Here is a 17,942-nt window from a genome sequence, read left to right on the forward strand (position 1 = left end):
ACATGTTAGGCAAGGCATGGCACATGCCGGGCGCGAGCGTCTGCTGGCGGATCTGCGCCAGCGCATCGACGGCCTGGGACAACGGAAGGCGGGGCGCGCGGGCGTCCTGCCGTTCGGGGTTCCGGCCCTCGACGCGCACCTGCCGGGCGGCGGCCTGGCGCTCGGCGGGCTGCACGAGATCATGGAGGAGGGCGAGCATGGGGCTCTGGCGGCTTTGTTCGTGGCCGCCTTCCTGGCCCGGCGCCCGGGCCCGGTCCTGTGGTGCCTCGCGCGCCGCGACCTCTTCGCGCCGGCGCTCGCCTGCGTCGGCCTCCATCCCGACCGCGTCCTCTATGCCGAAACCCTGCGGGAGGCGCAGGTGCTCGCCGCCATGGAGGAGGGCCTGCGCCATGCGGGGCTCGCGGGCGTGGTGGGCGAGACGGGCCGGCTCGGCCTCACCGCCTCCCGCCGCCTGCTGCTGGCCGCGGAAGACTCCGGCGTGCCCGCCTTCGCGGTGCGCCGGACCCGCGCCGAGCCCGAGCCCAACGCCGTGCTCACCCGCTGGCGCATCGCGCCCGCTCCCTCGGGGGAGGCGTCCATTCCGGGCCTGGGACGGGCGCGCTGGCGGGTCGAGCTCCTGCGCTGCCGCGGGGCCGACCCGCGCGCCTGGATCCTGAGCGGTCCCGATGCCCAGGGTCGTCTCGCTCCACCTCCCGACCTGGCCGACCGACCGCGTGCGCCGGAACGCCGCCGCGCCGCCGCCGGCTGAGCCCCTCGTCACCGCCCGCCGGGAGGGGTCGCGCCGCGTCCTCGTGGGCGTCGACGCGGCCGCGGCCGCCTTGGGGCTACGCCCCGGCCTTACGGTCGCCCATGCCCAGGCCCTGGTGCCGGACCTGCACGTGGCCGAGGCGTCCCCGGAGGCGGAGGGCGCGGAGCTGACGCGGCTTGCCGCCTGGTGCCTGCGCTACGCACCCGTCGTGGCGGCCGATCCCCCCGACGGGATCTGGATCGACGTGACGGGCGCGGCCCATCTCGTCGGCGGGGAGGATGCCCTCCTCGACGACCTCGTGGACCGCTTCGGCCGGGCCGGGATCGCGGCCCGCGCCGCGATCGCCGACACGCCGGGCGCGGCCTGGGCGCTCGCCCGCTTCGGGCGCGTGCGCCGGGCCGACCCCTGGGACCTGCCGGGCGTGCTGGAGCCCCTGCCCGTGGCGGCCCTGCGCCTGCCCCCAGACATTGTGGACGCCCTGCGGCGCCTCGGGATCGAGCGGATCGGCGAGGTGCTCGCCCTGCCCGGCGCGCCCCTGTCGCGGCGGCTCGGCCTCGACCTGTGCCGGCGCCTCGACCAGGCCTTGGGCCATGTTCCCGAGCCCATTGCCCCCCTGGTCCCCCCCGAGACGATCCGTCGGCGGATCGCCTTCCCCGAGCCCATCGGCGCGCCCGAGACCCTGGCCCGCGTCACCGCGCGGCTGTGCGCCGATCTGTGCCGCGACCTGGAGGCGCGGGAGCTCGGCGTCCGCCGGCTCGACCTCGTCTTCGGCCGCGTCGATGGGGGCACGCGGGCCGTGCGCGTCGCCACGGCGCGCCCGAGCCGGGATCTGGCGCATCTGGCCCGCCTGCTGACCGACCGCCTGGAGGAGGTCGATCCGGGCTTCGGCATCGAGGAGGCGGTGCTCGCGGCCACCCGCGTCGAGCCGCTGCCGCCGGGGCAATTGGGCGTGCGCGGGATCGACGAGGCCGACGCTCCCCTCGATCTCGGCCCCCTGGTCGACGTCCTGGCGGCGCGGCTCGGCCCGGCGCGGGTCTATCGCCAGGCTCCCGTCGAGAGCGACATCCCTGAGCGCTCGGTTACCCGCGTGGCGCCCCTCGCGCCTCCCACCGGCACGGGCTGGCCCGGCGGGCTCGGGCGGCCGGTGCGCCTCATCGATCCGCCCGAGCCCGTCCGGGTCACGGCGCTCCTGCCCGACAACCCGCCTGCCGCCTTCACCTGGCGATCCCTGCGCCGCAAGGTGGTGTGCTCCGACGGGCCCGAGCGGGTGCTCGGCGAATGGTGGCGCTCGGCCGACGAGGCCTCGTCGTTTCGCGACTATTACCGGGTCGAGGACGAGCGCGGCCAGCGCTACTGGATCTTCCGCGACGCCCCCTCCGACCAGGGCGGGCGCTGGTTCCTGCACGGGCTGTTCGGATGAGGGCGCGCGCGATCGGACGTGGCGGCGCTCCTCTCCCCGCCGTGAGGGGAGAGGGCCGAGGCCCCCCTCACCGGGGGCCGAGGCGAAGGCGGCAGCCCGAGGGTGAGGAGGCGTCTCAAGGAGAGGTTCGCCCGGATAGACCCCCTCACCCCCGCTCACCTTCGGTTCGCTCGCTCCGGCTGCCGGTCCGCAGCCGGAGCCCTCTCCCCGCCCGCGGGAAGAGGCGGGGTCCCCCATGACCTACGCCGAGCTTCAGGTCACCACCCACTTCTCGTTCCTGCGCGGCGCGTCCTCGCCCGACGAGCTGTTCGCCGCTGCCGCCGCCCTCGGCATCACGGCGCTCGGCGTCGTCGACCGGGGCTCGGTGGCGGGGCTGGTGCGGGCCCACGAGGCCGCGCGTGCCACGGGGGTGCGCCTCGTGGCGGGCGCGCGCCTCGACATCGAGGACGGGGCGCCGCTCCTCGTCTATCCCACCGACCGGGCCTCCTATGGCCGGCTCACCCGCCTGCTGAGCCTTGGCAAGGCGCGGGCCGGCAAGGGCGCCTGCCGGCTCGGCCTGGCGGACGTGGCGGCCTGGGGCGAGGGTATGATCGCGGTTCTCGTGCCGGGCCGCATCGGCGAGGCCCTGCCCCGCGAGCTCGCCCACCTGCGCGAGGCTTTCGGCGACCGGGCCTATTGCGCGCTCACCCGGCGCTTCCGCCAGAACGACGCCGCCCGGCTGCACGCGATCGACGAGATGGCTCGCGCGGCCCGGGTGCCGGGCGTCGCCACGAACGACGTGCTCTATCACGCGGCGGAGCGGCGCATGCTCCAGGACGTGGTCACCTGCATCCGCGAGGGCTGCACCATCGACGACGCGGGCTTTCGCCGCGAGCGCTTCGCCGACCGCTTCCTGAAAGCTCCCGCCGAGATGGAGCGTCTCTTTGCCCGCCATCCCGACGCCATCCGCCGCACGGGCGAGATCGTCGCCCGCTGCCGCTTCTCCCTCGACGAGCTGCGCTACCAATATCCGCAGGAGGTGGCCGAGCCCGGGCTCAGCGCCATGGACACCCTGGAGCGCCTGTCCCTGGAGGGCGCGCGCGAGCGCTATCCGCAAGGCGTGCCGGAGCGCGTGATGGCGCAGCTGCGCCACGAGCTGGAGCTCATCCGCCGCCTCGACTACGCCTCCTATTTCCTCACCGTCCACGCCATCGTGCGCTTCGCCCGCTCGCGGGAGATCCTGTGCCAGGGCCGGGGCTCGGCGGCCAATTCCATCGTCTGCTATTGCCTCGGGATCACCTCCATCGATCCCGTGGAGCAGGGCCTGCTCTTCGAGCGCTTCGTCTCGGAGGCCCGCAACGAGCCCCCCGACATCGACGTCGACTTCGAGCACGAGCGGCGCGAGGAGGTGATCCAGTGGGTCTACGACACCTACGGCCGCCACCGCGCCGCGCTCTGCGCCACCGTGATCCGCTACCGCTCGCGGGGCGCCGTGCGCGAGGTGGGCAAGGTGATGGGCCTGCCCGAGGACGTGACGGCGGCGCTCTCGGGCCTGGTCTGGGGCTGGTCGACGGAGGGGGTGGGCGAGCGCGAGGCAAAATCCCTCAACCTCAACCTGAACGACCGTCGGCTCCAATTGACGCTTCAGCTCGCCCGCGAGCTCATCGGCACCCCGCGCCACCTCTCCCAGCATCCCGGCGGCTTCGTGCTGACCCAGGATCGCCTCGACGAGCTCGTGCCCATCGAGCCCGCCTCCATGGCCGACCGCCAGGTGATCGAATGGGACAAGGACGACATCGACAGCCTCAAGTTCATGAAGGTCGACGTGCTGGGATTGGGGATGCTCGGCTGCATGCGCCGGGCCTTCGATCTCCTGGAGGCACATCGCGGCATCCGGCACGACCTCGCCACCATCCCCATCGACGACGAGCCCACCTACCGGATGATCCGGCGCGCCGACACGCTGGGCACCTTTCAGATCGAGTCCCGCGCCCAGATGGCCATGCTGCCCCGCATGAAGCCGAGGAACCTGTACGACCTCACGATCCAGGTGGCGATCGTGCGGCCCGGGCCTATCCAGGGCGACATGGTGCACCCCTATCTGCGCCGCCGGGAGGGCCGGGAGCAGGTGACCTACCCGAAGCCCGAGCTGGAGGCGGTGCTCGGGCGAACGCTCGGCGTGCCGCTCTTCCAGGAGCAGGCCATGAAGGTGGCGATCGTGGCGGCGGGCTTCACGGCGACGGAGGCCGACGAGTTGCGCCGCTCCATGGCCACCTTCAAGTTCACGGGCGGGGTCAACCGGTTCCGGGACAAGCTCGTCGCCGGCATGATCAGCAACGGCTACCCGCCGGATTTCGCCGAGCGCACCTTCCGCCAGCTCGAGGGCTTCGGTTCCTACGGCTTCCCCGAAAGCCACGCGGCGAGCTTCGCCAAGATCGCCTATGCCTCCTCCTGGATGAAGTGCCACCATCCGGACGTGTTCTGCTGCGCGCTCCTCAATGCCCAGCCCATGGGCTTCTACGCTCCCGCCCAGATCGTGCGCGACGCCTGCGCCCACGGGGTCGAGATCCGCGCGATCGACGTGAACCAGTCCCGCTGGGACTGCACCCTGGAGGAGACGGGCGGCCGCCTGCTCGCCGTGCGCCTCGGCCTTCGCATGGCCAAGGGGCTCGCCAACGCGGACGGGGCGCGGCTCGTGGCGGTGCGGGGGGCAAGCCCTCCCGGCGATGCGCCGGCATCGGCGCCACAGGACGAGCGGGCGCGTTCCTGGCCGGGCCGTGGCGGCGCTGTCGCGCCGCACCCCCCTCTCCATCTCTCCCCCGCAAGGGGGGAGAGGGATCACCGGCACCCGTCGCATCACCCCTTGGATCATGGTCGAGACGGGCACGCCCCTCTCCCCCCTTGCGGGGGAGATGCCCCGCAGGGGCAGAGGGGGGTCGGCGAGGCGCATGCCTCGCCGCGCGACGGCACAAGCCAGCGATCGCCCGACGGGCACGATCACCACCGGCCCGGAGAGCCCTTCGACTCGATCGAGGCGCTCAAGCGGCGTACGGGGCTGCCCGTCGCGGCCCTGGAGCGGCTCGCCGACGCGGACGCCTTCGGCTCGCTCGGGCTGTCCCGGCGCGACGCCCTGTGGGCGATCCGGGGGCTGTCGGGTGCGCCCCTGCCCCTGTTCGAGGCGGCGGACGCGCGGGAGGCCGCGATCCTCCCCGAGCTCGACGAGCCCGCCGTGGCCCTCACCCCCATGACCCCGGGGCGGGAGGTGGTGGAGGACTACCGGGCTCAAGGCCTGAGCCTCAGGGCCCATCCCCTCGCCTTCCTGCGCGGCGACCTCGCCCGGCAGCGCATGCGCCCCTGCCAGGATCTCGCCGCCACCCGGGACGGGCGCTGGATCACGGTGGCGGGGCTCGTCCTCGTGCGCCAGAAGCCGGGCTCGGCCAAGGGCGTGATGTTCATCACCCTGGAGGACGAGACCGATATCGCCAACGTCATCGTCTGGCCGCAACTGTTCGAGCGCCGGCGGCGCCTGATCCTCTCGGCCGCCATGATGGGCGTGCGGGGCCGGGTGCAGCGCGAGGGCGAGGTGATCCACCTCGTCGCCCACGACCTCGCCGACCTGTCGGACCTCCTGCGAGGGGTCGGCGACCGCAACGACGCCTTCCCCCTGTCCCATGGCCGGGGGGACGAGGCGCGGGGCGGCACCGGCGCCGACCCGCGCGGGGGCTTGGGCCGCAAGGCGCGGGAGATCTACATCCCCGATCTCCACATCGACAGCCTCAAGGTGCGCACGCGGGATTTCCGCTGAGGCGGAACCCGCACCAAAGCCCCGGCTTTGTCGGGCATGCCCCTTCTCGACGATGCCGGCGCCATCCGCGATCTCCTGTCCCGCACCCGCACCATCGCGGTGGTGGGCGCAAGCACGGATCCCGGCCGCCCGAGCCACGGCATCAGCCTCTATCTCGCCCGCGCAGGCTACCGGGTCATCCCCGTCAACCCCACGCTCATGGGGCGGAGCCTTGCGGGCGAGCCGTTCCGGGCCTCGCTCGCCGCGATCCAAGAGCCCGTCGACATCGTCGACGTGTTTCGCCGCCCCGACGCGGTGCCGGCCCTCGTGGAGGAGGCGGTCGCGGCGGGCGCGCCCGCGCTCTGGCTCCAGCTCGGCGTCGGCCACCCGGACGCCGTCCGCAGGGCCGTCGCGGCGGGGCTCGCCGTGGTGGCGGAGCGCTGCATCAGCGTCGATCACCGCCGGCTGATGGGCTGAGCCCAGGGTCACCCTGGGATCGGCGCGGGAGCCGCCGCAAATCCGTTGACGCCCCACGCGGTCGCGGCTATAAGCCCGCGCTCACGGGTCTGCACCGGCATGGCCGGAGGACTCACGGGTTCAGCAACAACACGGCCGATCCCCTCGCGCGCCAGCCCCTCCGGGGCTCGCCGGGGCGGCATTATGGAAGCGAGGGTTTAGCCATGGCCAACACCAGGTCGGCCAAGAAGATGACGCGCAAGATCGCGCGCCGGACCGAGGTCAACAAGATGCGCCGCTCGCGCATGCGCACCTTCCTGCGCAAGGTCGAGGAGGCGCTCACCGCCGGCAACGGCACCGAGGCCGCCGAGGCGCTGCGCGCCGCCGAGCCGGAGATCATGCGGGCGGCCCAGAAGGGCATCGTCCACAAGAACACGGCGTCGCGGAAGGTTTCGCGCCTCGCGGTGCGGGTGAAGGCGCTCAACGCCTGATCGACCCCTCCAGGTTCGACGATACGCAAGCCCGGCCTCGTGCCGGGCTTTGTCGTGTCTAGGGCCGCCGGAGGTGAGTCACCGGCCTGCCACGCATTCCCTCCAGCTTGATCGTTTTCCTTTCGTTCCCGTTGACTCAACACCTCTTTTGCCGGGTGAAAACCGGCACCCGCGCGCCTGCGACCGCGCAGCCAAACTCCTTTGAAATCATGGGGTTAAGCCCCAAAGGATTTGGGCCCCTCAGAATCTTGGCCGGAGCGCTCCGGAATCGCGGAACGGTCTCGCTTGGCTCGGCGTTTTGAGTCGCGATTTCGGGGCCGATGGCGGGGTGTTCAAAATGTTAAGACCGGCAGTGGCTTACTGGTTTGCGGCGCTTCCGTGGCAGGCGATCGGGACCGCTCCGGTCACGGCGCGGCGACTCGTTTCGGTTGCGCCACCCACAGGCCCTGTGTAAGGTCACTCCACTTCGACGGCCCCGCCGCGAAGTCATCCTAAGACGATCGAGCGTGTTGGCCTCCTTCACGGGGATTGGGCGGTGTATATCGACGTTGCGATGAACTACAAAAAAAGGCGGGCTCTGCCGTAGCGTGAGGATGATCTTTTAATCATCGCTTCTACCACGCTGACGATTTCGGAGATCACAGACAAGACGACGGCAACAACATCGGCCTGAGCCGATGACGGTGGACTATTGTGTCGACCTGGGGGCGATCCCTCCGGGACCTGGGAGGCCCTGGGGGCAGAGCCGATCCACAGGTTTCGAGCGGCGCGTGTGCAGGAGCGGCGGAGGTGTTGAGTATGTATCGAGGCGGCGACGTGAGCGAAGGCCAGAATGGCGCGGGACTGTCGGGGGCGGACGGGATCGGGTCGGGAGCCGAGCGGCAGGGACAGGTGGACACCTGGGCGCGCGTGAAGCGGCGCCTGCGGGCCGAGCTCGGCGAGGACGTCTATACGAGCTGGTTCGCCCGTCTCGAGATCGACGCCGTGGCCGACGGCTGCGCGCGCCTCACGGTGCCGACGCGCTTCCTCAAGAGCTGGATCGAGGCGCACTACGTCGACCGCGTGCTCTCCATCTACCGCGCCGAGGATGCCTCGGTGGAGCGCATCGGCCTCGGCGTGCGCGGCGCCGGCCCTCGCGAGCCCGCCACCTCCCCCGCCCGCAAGGCCGACGAGGGCGCGCCCGCCCGGCCCGAGCCCATGGCGGCCGCGGCGCTTCTCCAGCGCCCCGCCGATGCCGACCGCGAGCCCGGCGACCTCTCCGGCGCCCCGCTCGACACCCGCCTCACCTTCCGCACCTTCGTGAGCGGCCGCTCCAACGCGCTGGCGCTCGCCGCCGCCGAGCGCATCGCCCGCAACGAGGGCGGCGCCCTCTACAACCCGCTCTATCTCCACGCGGGCGTCGGCCTGGGCAAGACCCACCTGCTGCACGCCATCGGCCACGAGGTGCGCGAGGCGGGCCGCCGCGCCATCTATCTCACCGCCGATCGCTTCATGTACGGTTTCGTCGCCTCCCTGAAGGCGCAGACCGCCCACACCTTCAAGGAGCGCCTGCGGGGCATCGACCTGCTCGTGGTCGACGACGTTCAGTTCATCCAGGGCCGCACGATCCAGCAGGAGTTCGGGCACACCCTCAACGCCCTCATCGACGCAGGCCGCCAGGTCGTCGTGGCGGCCGACCGCCCCCCGGCGGAGCTGGAGAGCCTCGACGAGCGCGTGCGCTCGCGGCTCGCCGGCGGCCTCGTGGTGGAGGTCGGCGCCCTCGACGAGCAGCTGCGGGTCTCGATCCTCACCACCCGCATCCAGGCCGTGCAGGCCGCCCACCCGACCTTCGAGGTGAGCCCCGCTGTCGTCTCGTACGTGGCCCGCTCGGTCACCGCCAACGGGCGCGACCTGGAGGGCGCCGTGAACCGCCTCTTGGCGCATGCCACGCTGACGGGCGCCCCCGTGACCCTGGAGACCGCCGAGAGCGCCATCCGCGACCTCGTGCGCAACCGCGAGCCCAAGCGCGTCAAGATCGAGGACATCCAGAAGCTCGTCGCCTCGCGCTACAACGTCTCGCGCTCCGACATCCTCTCCGAGCGCCGCACGGCCGCCGTGGTGCGCCCGCGCCAGATCGCGATGTACCTGTCCAAGGTGCTCACCCTGCGCTCGCTGCCTGAGATCGGCCGCCGCTTCGGCGGACGCGACCACACCACCGTGCTCCACGCGGTGCGCAAGATCGAGAAGGCGCTGGGCGAGGACAACGCGCTCTCCGAGGAGGTCGAGCTCCTCAAGCGCATGCTGCAGGATTGAAGTCCACTCCCCTCCCCCTTGCGGGGAGGGGCCGGGGGTGGGGGTCGGGACGCGAGAGGTCCCGGTCCCGAAAAGGGCTGTACGCGCGTGCGTGCTCCCCCTTCCGATCTCCAGCTCCGACTTTCCGACCCCACCCCTGCCCCCTCCCCACAAGGCTCAGGGGAACTCATCCGCGGCCTTGCGTTCCGGCGGCGCACCCGCCAAAGTGCCGGGCCCGCCAGAAGCGGTGCTCGGCCCCGACCGGACCCGGTCCAGAACGCGGCGAGCATCCCGCCGGCATGCCCTTTGACCTCTAATTCACGTCCGGACCGACCCATGAGAGTGACAGTCGAGCGAGCCGCCCTGCTGAAGGCGCTCGGCCACGTGCATCGCGTCGTCGAGCGGCGCAACACGATCCCGATCCTCTCCAACGTGCTGCTGCGCGCCGACGCCTCGGGCCTCGGCCTCAAGGCCACCGACCTCGACATGGAGGTGACCGAGACGGTTGCGGCCGACGTGCCCCAGCCCGGCGCCACCACGGTCCCGGCCCACGTGATCTACGACATCGTGCGCAAGCTCGCGGACGGATCCCAGATCTCCCTCGAGACGAGCGCCGACGGCGCGCAGATGCAGATCCGCGCGGGCCGCTCGCGCTTCATGCTCCAGGCACTGCCCGAGACCGACTTCCCCGATCTCGCCGCGGGCGAGATGCCCCACGCCTTCACCCTGCCGGCGGGCGACCTCAAGCGCCTCATCGACAAGACCCAGTTCGCGATCTCCACCGAGGAGACGCGCTACTATCTCAACGGCATCTTCCTGCACGCGGTGGACGGCGGCGGGAGCGGCGGGCTCCTGCGGGCGGTCGCGACCGACGGGCACCGCCTCGCCCGCGTCGAGCTGCCCGCGCCGCAAGGCGCGCTCGGCATGCCCGGCGTCATCGTGCCCCGCAAGGCCGTGGCCGAGATCCAGAAGCTCGTCGACGACGGCGCCGAGGAGGTCCGCGTGGAGCTCTCCTCCGCCAAGGTGCGCCTCACCTTCGCGGGCGTGGTGCTCACCTCGAAGCTCATCGACGGCACCTTCCCCGACTACCAGCGCGTGATCCCCACGGGCAACGACAAGCGCCTCGTCGTCGACCGGGACGTGTTCGCCAAGGCGGTGGACCGCGTCTCCACCATCTCGTCGGAGCGCGGGCGGGCCGTGAAGCTCGCCGTGACCGAGGGGCGCATGACGCTCTCCGTCAACAACCCGGATTCGGGCAGCGCCACGGAGGAGCTGGAGGTCGATTACGAGGCGAGCGGCCTCGATATCGGCTTCAACGCGCGCTACCTCCTCGACATCACGAACCAGCTCGACGGCGACACCGCCACCTTCATGCTCGCCGATCCCGGCTCCCCGACGCTGATCCAGGACCGGGAGGGCGCGCCCGCCCTCTACGTCCTGATGCCCATGCGGGTGTGACGCGGACCGCCCCTTGCCCGAAGGCGCCAACGGCCCCCGCATCGTCCGGCTCGTCCTGCAGGATTTCCGCTCCTATCGCACCCTCGACCTCGCGACGGGGGCAGGCGTCGTGGCGTTGGTGGGCGAGAACGGCGCGGGCAAGACGAACCTGCTCGAGGCCCTCTCCCTCTTCACGCCGGGCCGGGGCCTGCGCCGCGCCGACCTCGCCGACATGGCCCGCGACCGCAACGGCGCCTTCGCGGTCTCGGTCTCCCTGGAGGGCGCCTTCGGCGAGCATCGCCTCGGCACGGGGCTGGTGCCGCCGACGCCCGAGGGGCGCACGAGCCGGATCTGCCGCATCGACGGGGCCGGCGCCTCCTCGCCGGCCGCCTTCGCCGAATACCTGCGCGTGGTCTGGCTCACCCCCGATCTCGACGCCCTGTTTCGCGGTCCTGCGGGCGACCGCCGCCGTTTCCTCGACCGCCTCGTGCTCGCGGTCGACGCCGAGCACGGCGCGCGGGTGAACGCCCTGGATCGGGCCCTGCGCTCGCGCAACCGGGTGCTGGAGGACGATTTCTCCGACGACCTTTGGCTCGATTCCATCGAGCGGGAGGTGGCGGAGCTCGGCGTCGCGGTGGCCGCCGCCCGGCGCGAGACGGTGGAGCGCCTGCGGGTCCTCGTCGACGCCACCCGCGACGACGCCTCGCCCTTCCCCTTCGCCCGCATCGCGCTCCAGGGAGAGCTCGACGAGCTCGTCGCCTCGCTTGCCGCCGTCGATGCCGAGGACCGCTACCGCGCGATCCTGCGCGAGAGCCGCGCCCGGGACCGGGCGGCGGGCCGCACCCTCGTGGGCCCGCAGGCCTCCGACCTCGTGGTCCGCCACGGCCCCAAGGACATCCCCGCCGACACCGCCTCCACGGGGGAGCAGAAGGCGCTGCTCATCGGCCTGGTGTTGGCCCATGCGCGCCTCGTCTCCGCCATGACGGGCCTTGCCCCCCTCGTCCTCCTCGACGAGGTCGCGGCCCATCTCGATCCCCGCCGGCGCGCCGCCCTCTTCGAGACGCTCGCCCGGCTCGGCGGCCAGGTCTGGATGACGGGCGCCGACCCGGCGCTGTTCGCCGAGCTCGGCGACGCCGCCGACCTCCTCCAGGTCACGCCGGGCGCCGTGGCGCGGCTTTAAGCTGTCTGAGAGACTGGCCGGGAACGACGCTCCCTTCCCCCTCATGCTGAGGAGCGCTCGAAGAGCGCGTCTCGAAGCACGCACCACGCTCCCACAGCCCTCCGGGGATCCCTGGAGCGCCCTTCGAGGCCCGCCTCCGGCGGGCACCTCAGGACGAGGGTGAAGGGTAGGCCATACTTATGAGCCAGCCTCTCAGTACGAGGTGGGAGGGTGGGCCCTCCGTCCTGCCAGCCACTCACGCCTGCCGCGTGCTGGCGCAGATCCGGCGCAGGGCGGCCCATTCCTCCGGGGTGAGGAGGGGCGCGCCGTCGGTCGGGTTCGGCCCGCCGCGCAGGGCGTCACGGCGCAGGGTGCCGCCCGGGTGGGTGCGCAGGAAGGCGGGCCCGCCGCCCTCCTCCCCCTCCATCCGGGCCATCAGGTCGCCGAGCGGGATCGCCGGGCGCCCGAGCCCTGCGAGCAGGCGTGCCGCATAGGCGTCCGCCTCCGCCTCGACCCCGCGGCTATACGAGGTGTCCACGAGGGTCTGGCCGAGCGCGACGAGCACGCCCGCACCTCCGACATCGCCGAACAGGAGGCCGAGCAGGTAGCCCGTGCCGCCTACCTGGATCATCCGCTTGAGCCCGTCCCGGTGCGCCACGTGCCCGATCTCGTGGGCCAACACCCCGGCGACCTCGTCGGGCGTCCTCGCCTCCTGCAGCATGCCGTCGAGGAGGACGATTCGCCCGCCGGGCAGCGCGACGGCGTTGCGCGTCCGGGCGGGCAGCACCACGATCCGGGGCGGCTCGGGCAGGTTCGCGGCCCTCGCCAGCTGCTCGGCGAGCCGGTCCAGGGCCCGCAGGCCCATCTCGTCGGCGCAGACCGTGCCGCCGCCGCCGAGCAGCGCCCGCACCCTGCCCTCCACGGCGTCGCCGAGCCGACGCTCCATCGCGGGCGGGACGAGGGCCGCGGCGTAACCTGCCGCGAGCGGGACGAGATAGACGACCGTGACGAGGATGGACGCCGCCGCGGCGGCCGACCAGAGGAGGATGCGGCCGACGGGTGCCCGGTCCGCGTCCGCGCGGGCGTGAAGGCGCGGGCAGCGCCGGGCGATCTCCGCCGCGAGCCCCGCATCCGCGATCTCGATCCGCGCCAGAGCGTCGTCCACGCTGCCGATGGTCAGCCCGTCCCCGGTGGTCTCCTCCCGGCGGATCGCCTCATAGGGCCAGAGGAGCACCTCCTCCCCCTCCTCGACGGCGCGAAGGCCCCCGGGCTCCAAGAGGATCGCGACGTCGCGACGGCGGGCCGTGCGGCCGTCATAACAAGCCCCGCGACCGGCTTGCGTCATAGCCCGCCCGACAGGTCGAGGGCGTCGGCGAGGCCCGCGCCGACGCTGCCGGCGGGCGCCCCCGCAGCCGCTGCCGTGTCGAGGACGCCGACCCCCGAGGCGGTCGTGGTGTCGGCCACCGCCTGCCAGACCCCCCGGTCGACATAGAAGCGCTTGAGGACGCCGAAGCCCAGAAGCATGGCGAGGTAGACCAGCGCGATGACCGCGAAGCCTAGGACGAGGCCGGGGGTGAACTGATCCTTCGGCGTGTCGCCGAGCACCGCGACCGTGATCCCGAGCACGATGCCGGCCGCGATGAGGAAGCCTTGGATGATCAGGGCCGCCTTGAGGTAGATCCAGAACACGCCGCCTGCGGTCAACCGGCTCTCGAAGCGAAGGGCTCCGAACCGCGTGCCCTCCACCTGCCAGCGAAGATGCACGCCCATCAGGAGCGGATAAAGCACCATGGCCGCCAGAACCGCCACGCCCGCGCCGGCGGGAAGCGCCGCGGAGGGTTGTTCGGCGGTCGCGAAGGCGAGCGCCGCGGCAAGACCCACCGCCGCGAGCCCGACGAGCCAATAGACCGCACCGCGCCGGAAAAGGTTCGCGCCCGTGCCCGTGAAGCCGCCCTTCAGCGTGCCGAAGGAGGTATGCGCCATCTTGTAGCGCTCGAGGCTCGCAGCGCGCCAGGGATAGGCGAGCCCGAGGCTCGCGACGACGGCGACGTCCCACAGGATGGCGCGAACCGCATAGGCGAGCCCCGATCCGTCCATCCAGAAGCGCAGGCCGCGAAACTGCGTTCGCGAGACCTTGTAGGCGCGGGCGCGATAGAGCGCGAAATGGCCGAAGAACCAGAAGACGAGGAAGAGCGGCACGCTTGCGAAGGCCTGCCAGGCTTCCGCCACCAGGCCTACGATCGCATAGGCCACGTAGGCCGGCACGAGCAGAGCTGTCGCGACGAGGAAGCCCACCAGCAGCTCCCTGGGCTGCCCCGTATAGGCGAACGGCACGCCGCCGAGGCTCGTGCGGGACCACAGGTGGCGCCGCATTTCGGTCAGGAGCCAGAAGCGATAGAAGCCGAAGGTCGGCAGCTGCAACAGGGCGCCGCGGATCAGGATCCTGAAGAACGCGCCCCGCTCGTTCCGGAACGCCGCGGCGGCATCGATCGGCGGCGGCACGGCGGGCATGTGGTTCACGGCGCTCTCTCCTGGATTGCACAATCCTATGGCGGGGAAGCTTGGCCGTCCATCCTGGGCGCGAGATGTCTTGACGCTAGGGTTGACGCACCGGCATCGGGCTCGCCGATGCGCGATCGCAGGCCGCGACGACGGCGTCTCGGCGCCTTCTCGCGTGAAGTCCGCCGCCGACTGGGCTATAAGCGGTCCGTCTCCCGGAGCCCCCCTATGGACCCAGCCGGCCTCATCGTCTTCGCCACCGCCCTCCTGATCGCGGCCGCCTCGCCGGGACCGGGGATCGCGGCCATCGTGGCGCGGGTTCTCGGCCGGGGGACGCAAGGGGCCTTCGCCTTCGCGGCGGGGGTCGCGGTGGGCGACGTGGTGTGGCTCACCGTGGCGATCCTTGGCCTCGCCGCCCTGGCCCAAGCCTTCCACGGCCTGTTCCTCGCCATCAAGTATGCGGGCTGCGCCTATCTCCTGTATCTCGGCTGGCGGCTCTGGACGGCGCCCGCGGCGGCGCGGGAGATCGCGGCCGACACCCGGCGCGAGCACCCCGTGACCCTCTTCATCGCGGGCCTCGCCGTGACGCTCGGCAATCCGAAGGTCGTGGTGTTCTACCTCGCGCTGCTGCCCACCCTGCTCGATCTCGCCCGGGTGACGCCTCTGGGCTACGCCGAGCTCGTGGCGGTGACGCTCGGCGTGCTCGGCCTGGTGTTCGGCGCCTACATGGCGCTCGCGGCCCGCGCCCGCCACCTGTTCACGAGCCCCGGCGCCATCCGTGCCGTGAACCGTGCGACGGGCGCCGTGATGGCCGGCGCCGCGGTCGCGATGGCGACGCGCTAGGCGCGCGTGACCCAACCGGCACGGCCTTGGATTAATTTGAGAAATCCGCGCGCGCGTCCACGCGCGAGGGTGAAATCCCGGCGTCCAGTGCTTACATAGAACGTTGACGAATCATGGCGCTTGGCGCCCCGCGCGCGTGCGATGCGCGCCACGAAGGACCCCGACATGGCCGAACCTGCCCGCAAGAACGAACATGCCTACGACGCCGAGTCCATTAAGGTCCTCAAGGGCCTCGACGCGGTCCGCAAGCGTCCGGGCATGTATATCGGCGACACGGACGACGGCTCGGGCCTGCACCACATGGTGTACGAGGTCGTCGACAACTCGATCGACGAGGCGCTCGCCGGCCACGCCACCGAGGTGATCGTCACGCTCAACGCCGACGGCTCCTGCACGGTGGGCGACAACGGGCGCGGCATCCCCACGGGCATCCACCCGGAGGAGGGCGTCTCGGCGGCCGAGGTCATCATGACCCAGCTGCACGCAGGGGGAAAGTTCAACAACACGGCCGAGAGCGGCAACGCCTACAAGGTCTCGGGCGGCCTGCACGGCGTGGGCGTGTCGGTGGTGAACGCGCTGTCCTCGTTCCTGCGCCTGCGCATCTGGCGCGACGGCCGGGAGCACATGATGGAGTTCCGCCACGGCGTGCCCGTGGCGCCGCTCGCGGTGGTGGCCGAGGCGCCGGGCCGGCGGGGCACGGAGGTGACCTTCCTCCCCTCCCCTGAGACCTTCACCATGGTGGAGTTCGACTACGCCACCCTGGAGCACCGGCTGCGCGAGCTCGCCTTCCTGAACTCAGGGGTTCGCATCATCCTCACCGACGCGCGCCACGCCGACGTGAAGCGCGAGGAGCTCATGTACGAGGGCGGCACGGAGGCCTTCGTGCGCTATCTCGACCGGGCCAAGACGCCGCTGGTGCAAAAGCCGATCATGCTGCGCGCCGAGAAGGACGGCATCGGCGTCGAGGTGGCCCTGTGGTGGAACGATTCCTACCACGAGACCGTGCTCTGCTTCACGAACAACATCCCCCAGCGCGACGGCGGCACGCATATGGCGGGCTTTCGCGGCGCGCTGACGCGCCAGGTCACGGGCTATGCCGACAGCTCGGGCCTGACGAAGAAGGAGAAGGTGTCGCTCACCGGCGACGATTGCCGCGAGGGCCTCACCGCCGTCGTCTCCGTGAAGGTGCCCGACCCGAAGTTCTCCTCGCAGACGAAGGACAAGCTCGTCTCCTCCGAGGTGCGCCCGGCCGTCGAGAACGTGGTCAACGAGGCGCTCTCGACCTGGCTCGAGGAGCACCCGGCGGAGGCCAAGGTGATCGTGGGCAAGGTCGCCATGGCGGCGGCTGCCCGCGAGGCGGCGCGCAAGGCCCGCGAGATGACCCGAAAGGACGCGCTCGGCGTCAACTCCCTGCCCGGCAAGCTCGCCGATTGCCAGGAGCGCGACCCGGCCAAGGCCGAGCTGTTCCTGGTGGAGGGCGACTCCGCCGGCGGCTCGGCGAAGCAGGGCCGCGCCCGCGAGTTCCAGGCCGTGCTGCCCTTGCGCGGAAAGATCCTCAACGTGGAGCGCGCGCGCCTCGACAAGATGCTGTCCTCCCAGGAGATCGGCACGCTGATCACGGCGCTCGGCGCCGGCATCGGCCGGGAGGGCTCGCACGCCTTCAACCCGGACAAGCTGCGCTACCACAAGATCATCATCATGACGGACGCGGACGTCGACGGCGCCCACATCCGCACCCTGCTGCTGACCTTCTTCTTCCGGCAGATGCCGGAGCTGATCGACCGCGGCCACCTCTTCATCGCCCAGCCGCCCCTCTACAAGGTGACCCGGGGCAAGACCTCGCTCTACGCCAAGGACGAGCGGGCCTTGGAGGATTTCCTCATCGAGACCGGCACGGACAGCGCCGCCCTGCGGCTTGCCACCGGCACCGAGTTCGGCTCCGAGCAGCTGAAGAAGCTCGTCGAGGAGGCCCGCGCCATCCGCGGCCTGCTCGGCGGCCTCCACAGCCGCTACGACCGCGCCGTGGTGGAGCAGGCCGCGATCGCCGGCGCGCTTCGCCCCGATCTCGTGGCCGACGAGGCGCAGGCCCAGGCGACCGCCGACGAGGTGGCGCGCCGCCTCGACGTCATCGCCGAGGAGACCGAGCGCGGCTGGACGGGCGAGGTGCGCGAGGGCGGCTACGTCTTCACCCGCACGGTGCGGGGCGTGCGCCAGGCGGCGATCCTCGACGCCTCGCTGCTCGCGAGCCAGGAGGCCCGTCGCCTCGACGAGCACGCGAGCCCCCTCCAGGAGGTCTACGACAAGCCGGCCCACCTCGTGCGCCGGGGCGACGAGACCACCATCTTCGGCCCCGTGGCCCTGTTCGACGCCGTCACCGCCTTCGGCCGCAAGGGCCTCACCCTCCAGCGCTACAAGGGCTTGGGCGAGATGAACCCCGACCAGCTCTGGGAAACGACGCTGGACCGCGACAACCGCTCCCTCCTCCAGGTCAAGGTGAAGGACACCACCGACGCCGACGACCTCTTCGTCAAGCTCATGGGCGACGTGGTGGAGCCGCGGCGGGAGTTCATTCAGGACAATGCGCTGAGCGTGGCGAACTTGGATGTGTGAGGACTGCGTCGTGTGATTTACCAGATAAGTTGGACTCTACGCGCGAGTAGTTGGAGTCGATTGTCACAGAAGGTGGACTCTCGCGCGCAGAACCAAGAGTGCAAGGCTCAGACTTTTCGTGACCGGGCCTGTCAGTAACGCACGGCGGGGCTGATCGAGCCCGCCAGTCGAGCGCCTGCATTGTAAGGCAGGTAAGGGCTCGACCTTGGCCCGAGTACGTCGATCTCCGCTGGGGTTCATCGAGG

The 17,942-nt window shown here is 71.8% G+C and carries 12 protein-coding genes; 10 read left to right on the forward strand and 2 right to left on the reverse strand.

Features of this window, described 5'->3' with window-relative positions; all coding sequences use genetic code 11:
* Positions 1-16 precede the first annotated feature (16 nt).
* The 8 genes from F0L46_RS24785 to recF all read left to right on the forward strand — a co-directional run bounded on the left by F0L46_RS24785 (position 17) and on the right by recF (position 11,766).
* Positions 17-748, forward strand: coding sequence for an ImuA family protein (locus F0L46_RS24785; RefSeq protein WP_149822298.1), 732 nt, complete (start codon positions 17-19; stop codon positions 746-748).
* Positions 666-2,168, forward strand: a complete 1,503-nt coding sequence (locus F0L46_RS24790; protein ID WP_149822299.1) for a Y-family DNA polymerase — start codon at positions 666-668, stop codon at positions 2,166-2,168. Before F0L46_RS24785 ends, F0L46_RS24790 begins: the two co-directional genes overlap by 83 nt.
* 235 nt (positions 2,169-2,403) lie before the next feature.
* Positions 2,404-5,952, forward strand: a complete 3,549-nt coding sequence (locus F0L46_RS24795) for an error-prone DNA polymerase (RefSeq protein WP_149822300.1) — start codon at positions 2,404-2,406, stop codon at positions 5,950-5,952.
* Positions 5,953-5,988: 36 nt separating this feature from the next.
* The gene (locus F0L46_RS24800) at positions 5,989-6,408 is read left to right on the forward strand and encodes a CoA-binding protein (protein WP_149822301.1); all 420 of its coding nucleotides are present in this window, start codon (positions 5,989-5,991) and stop codon (positions 6,406-6,408) included.
* Between the two features lie 203 nt (positions 6,409-6,611).
* A complete protein-coding gene (gene rpsT, locus F0L46_RS24805; protein WP_149822302.1) occupies positions 6,612-6,878 on the forward strand; it encodes a 30S ribosomal protein S20 in 267 nt (88 codons plus the stop codon).
* Between the two features lie 798 nt (positions 6,879-7,676).
* A complete protein-coding gene (dnaA, locus tag F0L46_RS24810) occupies positions 7,677-9,170 on the forward strand; it encodes a chromosomal replication initiator protein DnaA (RefSeq protein WP_149822317.1) in 1,494 nt (497 codons plus the stop codon).
* 315 nt (positions 9,171-9,485) lie between these two features.
* Positions 9,486-10,607, forward strand: coding sequence for a DNA polymerase III subunit beta (gene dnaN, locus F0L46_RS24815; protein ID WP_149822303.1), 1,122 nt, complete (start codon positions 9,486-9,488; stop codon positions 10,605-10,607).
* 13 nt (positions 10,608-10,620) lie between these two features.
* The gene (gene recF / locus F0L46_RS24820) at positions 10,621-11,766 is read left to right on the forward strand and encodes a DNA replication/repair protein RecF (protein WP_149822304.1); all 1,146 of its coding nucleotides are present in this window, start codon (positions 10,621-10,623) and stop codon (positions 11,764-11,766) included.
* Positions 11,767-12,001: 235 nt separating this feature from the next.
* Here recF and F0L46_RS24825 read toward each other — a convergent pair whose 3' ends face one another.
* Together F0L46_RS24825 and F0L46_RS24830 are read right to left on the reverse strand one after the other, a co-directional pair.
* On the reverse strand, positions 12,002-13,090 hold the full coding sequence (locus F0L46_RS24825) for a M48 family metallopeptidase (protein ID WP_149822305.1): 1,089 nt from the start codon (positions 13,088-13,090) through the stop codon (positions 12,002-12,004).
* A complete protein-coding gene (locus tag F0L46_RS24830) occupies positions 13,087-14,256 on the reverse strand; it encodes a DUF898 family protein (RefSeq protein ID WP_149822318.1) in 1,170 nt (389 codons plus the stop codon). The genes F0L46_RS24825 and F0L46_RS24830 overlap by 4 nt, the downstream gene beginning before the upstream one ends.
* 216 nt (positions 14,257-14,472) lie before the next feature.
* Here F0L46_RS24830 and F0L46_RS24835 point away from each other — a divergent pair, with 216 nt between their 5' ends.
* Together F0L46_RS24835 and gyrB are read left to right on the forward strand one after the other, a co-directional pair.
* Positions 14,473-15,087 carry a LysE family translocator gene (locus F0L46_RS24835; protein WP_149822306.1) on the forward strand — a complete coding sequence of 205 codons (615 nt, stop codon included), beginning with the start codon at positions 14,473-14,475 and terminating at the stop codon, positions 15,085-15,087.
* Between the two features lie 165 nt (positions 15,088-15,252).
* Positions 15,253-17,697, forward strand: a complete 2,445-nt coding sequence (gene gyrB, locus F0L46_RS24840) for a DNA topoisomerase (ATP-hydrolyzing) subunit B (protein ID WP_149822307.1) — start codon at positions 15,253-15,255, stop codon at positions 17,695-17,697.
* Positions 17,698-17,942: the final 245 nt, after the last annotated feature.

The sequence above is a fragment of the Salinarimonas soli genome (assembly GCF_008386575.1).
Lineage (GTDB): Bacteria > Pseudomonadota > Alphaproteobacteria > Rhizobiales > Beijerinckiaceae > Salinarimonas_A > Salinarimonas_A soli.

Bases quoted from the DNA above. Each gene is read 5' to 3' on its own strand.
- F0L46_RS24830 (WP_149822318.1), bottom strand. From the start codon at position 14,256: ATGCCCGCCGTGCCGCCGCCGATCGATGCCGCCGCGGCGTTCCGGAAC.
- F0L46_RS24790 (WP_149822299.1), top strand. From the start codon at position 666: ATGCCCAGGGTCGTCTCGCTCCACCTCCCGACCTGGCCGACCGACCGC.
- F0L46_RS24835 (WP_149822306.1), top strand. From the start codon at position 14,473: ATGGACCCAGCCGGCCTCATCGTCTTCGCCACCGCCCTCCTGATCGCG.
- F0L46_RS24785 (WP_149822298.1), top strand. From the start codon at position 17: ATGGCACATGCCGGGCGCGAGCGTCTGCTGGCGGATCTGCGCCAGCGC.
- F0L46_RS24795 (WP_149822300.1), top strand. From the start codon at position 2,404: ATGACCTACGCCGAGCTTCAGGTCACCACCCACTTCTCGTTCCTGCGC.
- dnaA (WP_149822317.1), top strand. From the start codon at position 7,677: ATGTATCGAGGCGGCGACGTGAGCGAAGGCCAGAATGGCGCGGGACTG.
- gyrB (WP_149822307.1), top strand. From the start codon at position 15,253: ATGGCCGAACCTGCCCGCAAGAACGAACATGCCTACGACGCCGAGTCC.
- rpsT (WP_149822302.1), top strand. From the start codon at position 6,612: ATGGCCAACACCAGGTCGGCCAAGAAGATGACGCGCAAGATCGCGCGC.
- F0L46_RS24800 (WP_149822301.1), top strand. From the start codon at position 5,989: ATGCCCCTTCTCGACGATGCCGGCGCCATCCGCGATCTCCTGTCCCGC.
- F0L46_RS24825 (WP_149822305.1), bottom strand. From the start codon at position 13,090: ATGACGCAAGCCGGTCGCGGGGCTTGTTATGACGGCCGCACGGCCCGC.
- dnaN (WP_149822303.1), top strand. From the start codon at position 9,486: ATGAGAGTGACAGTCGAGCGAGCCGCCCTGCTGAAGGCGCTCGGCCAC.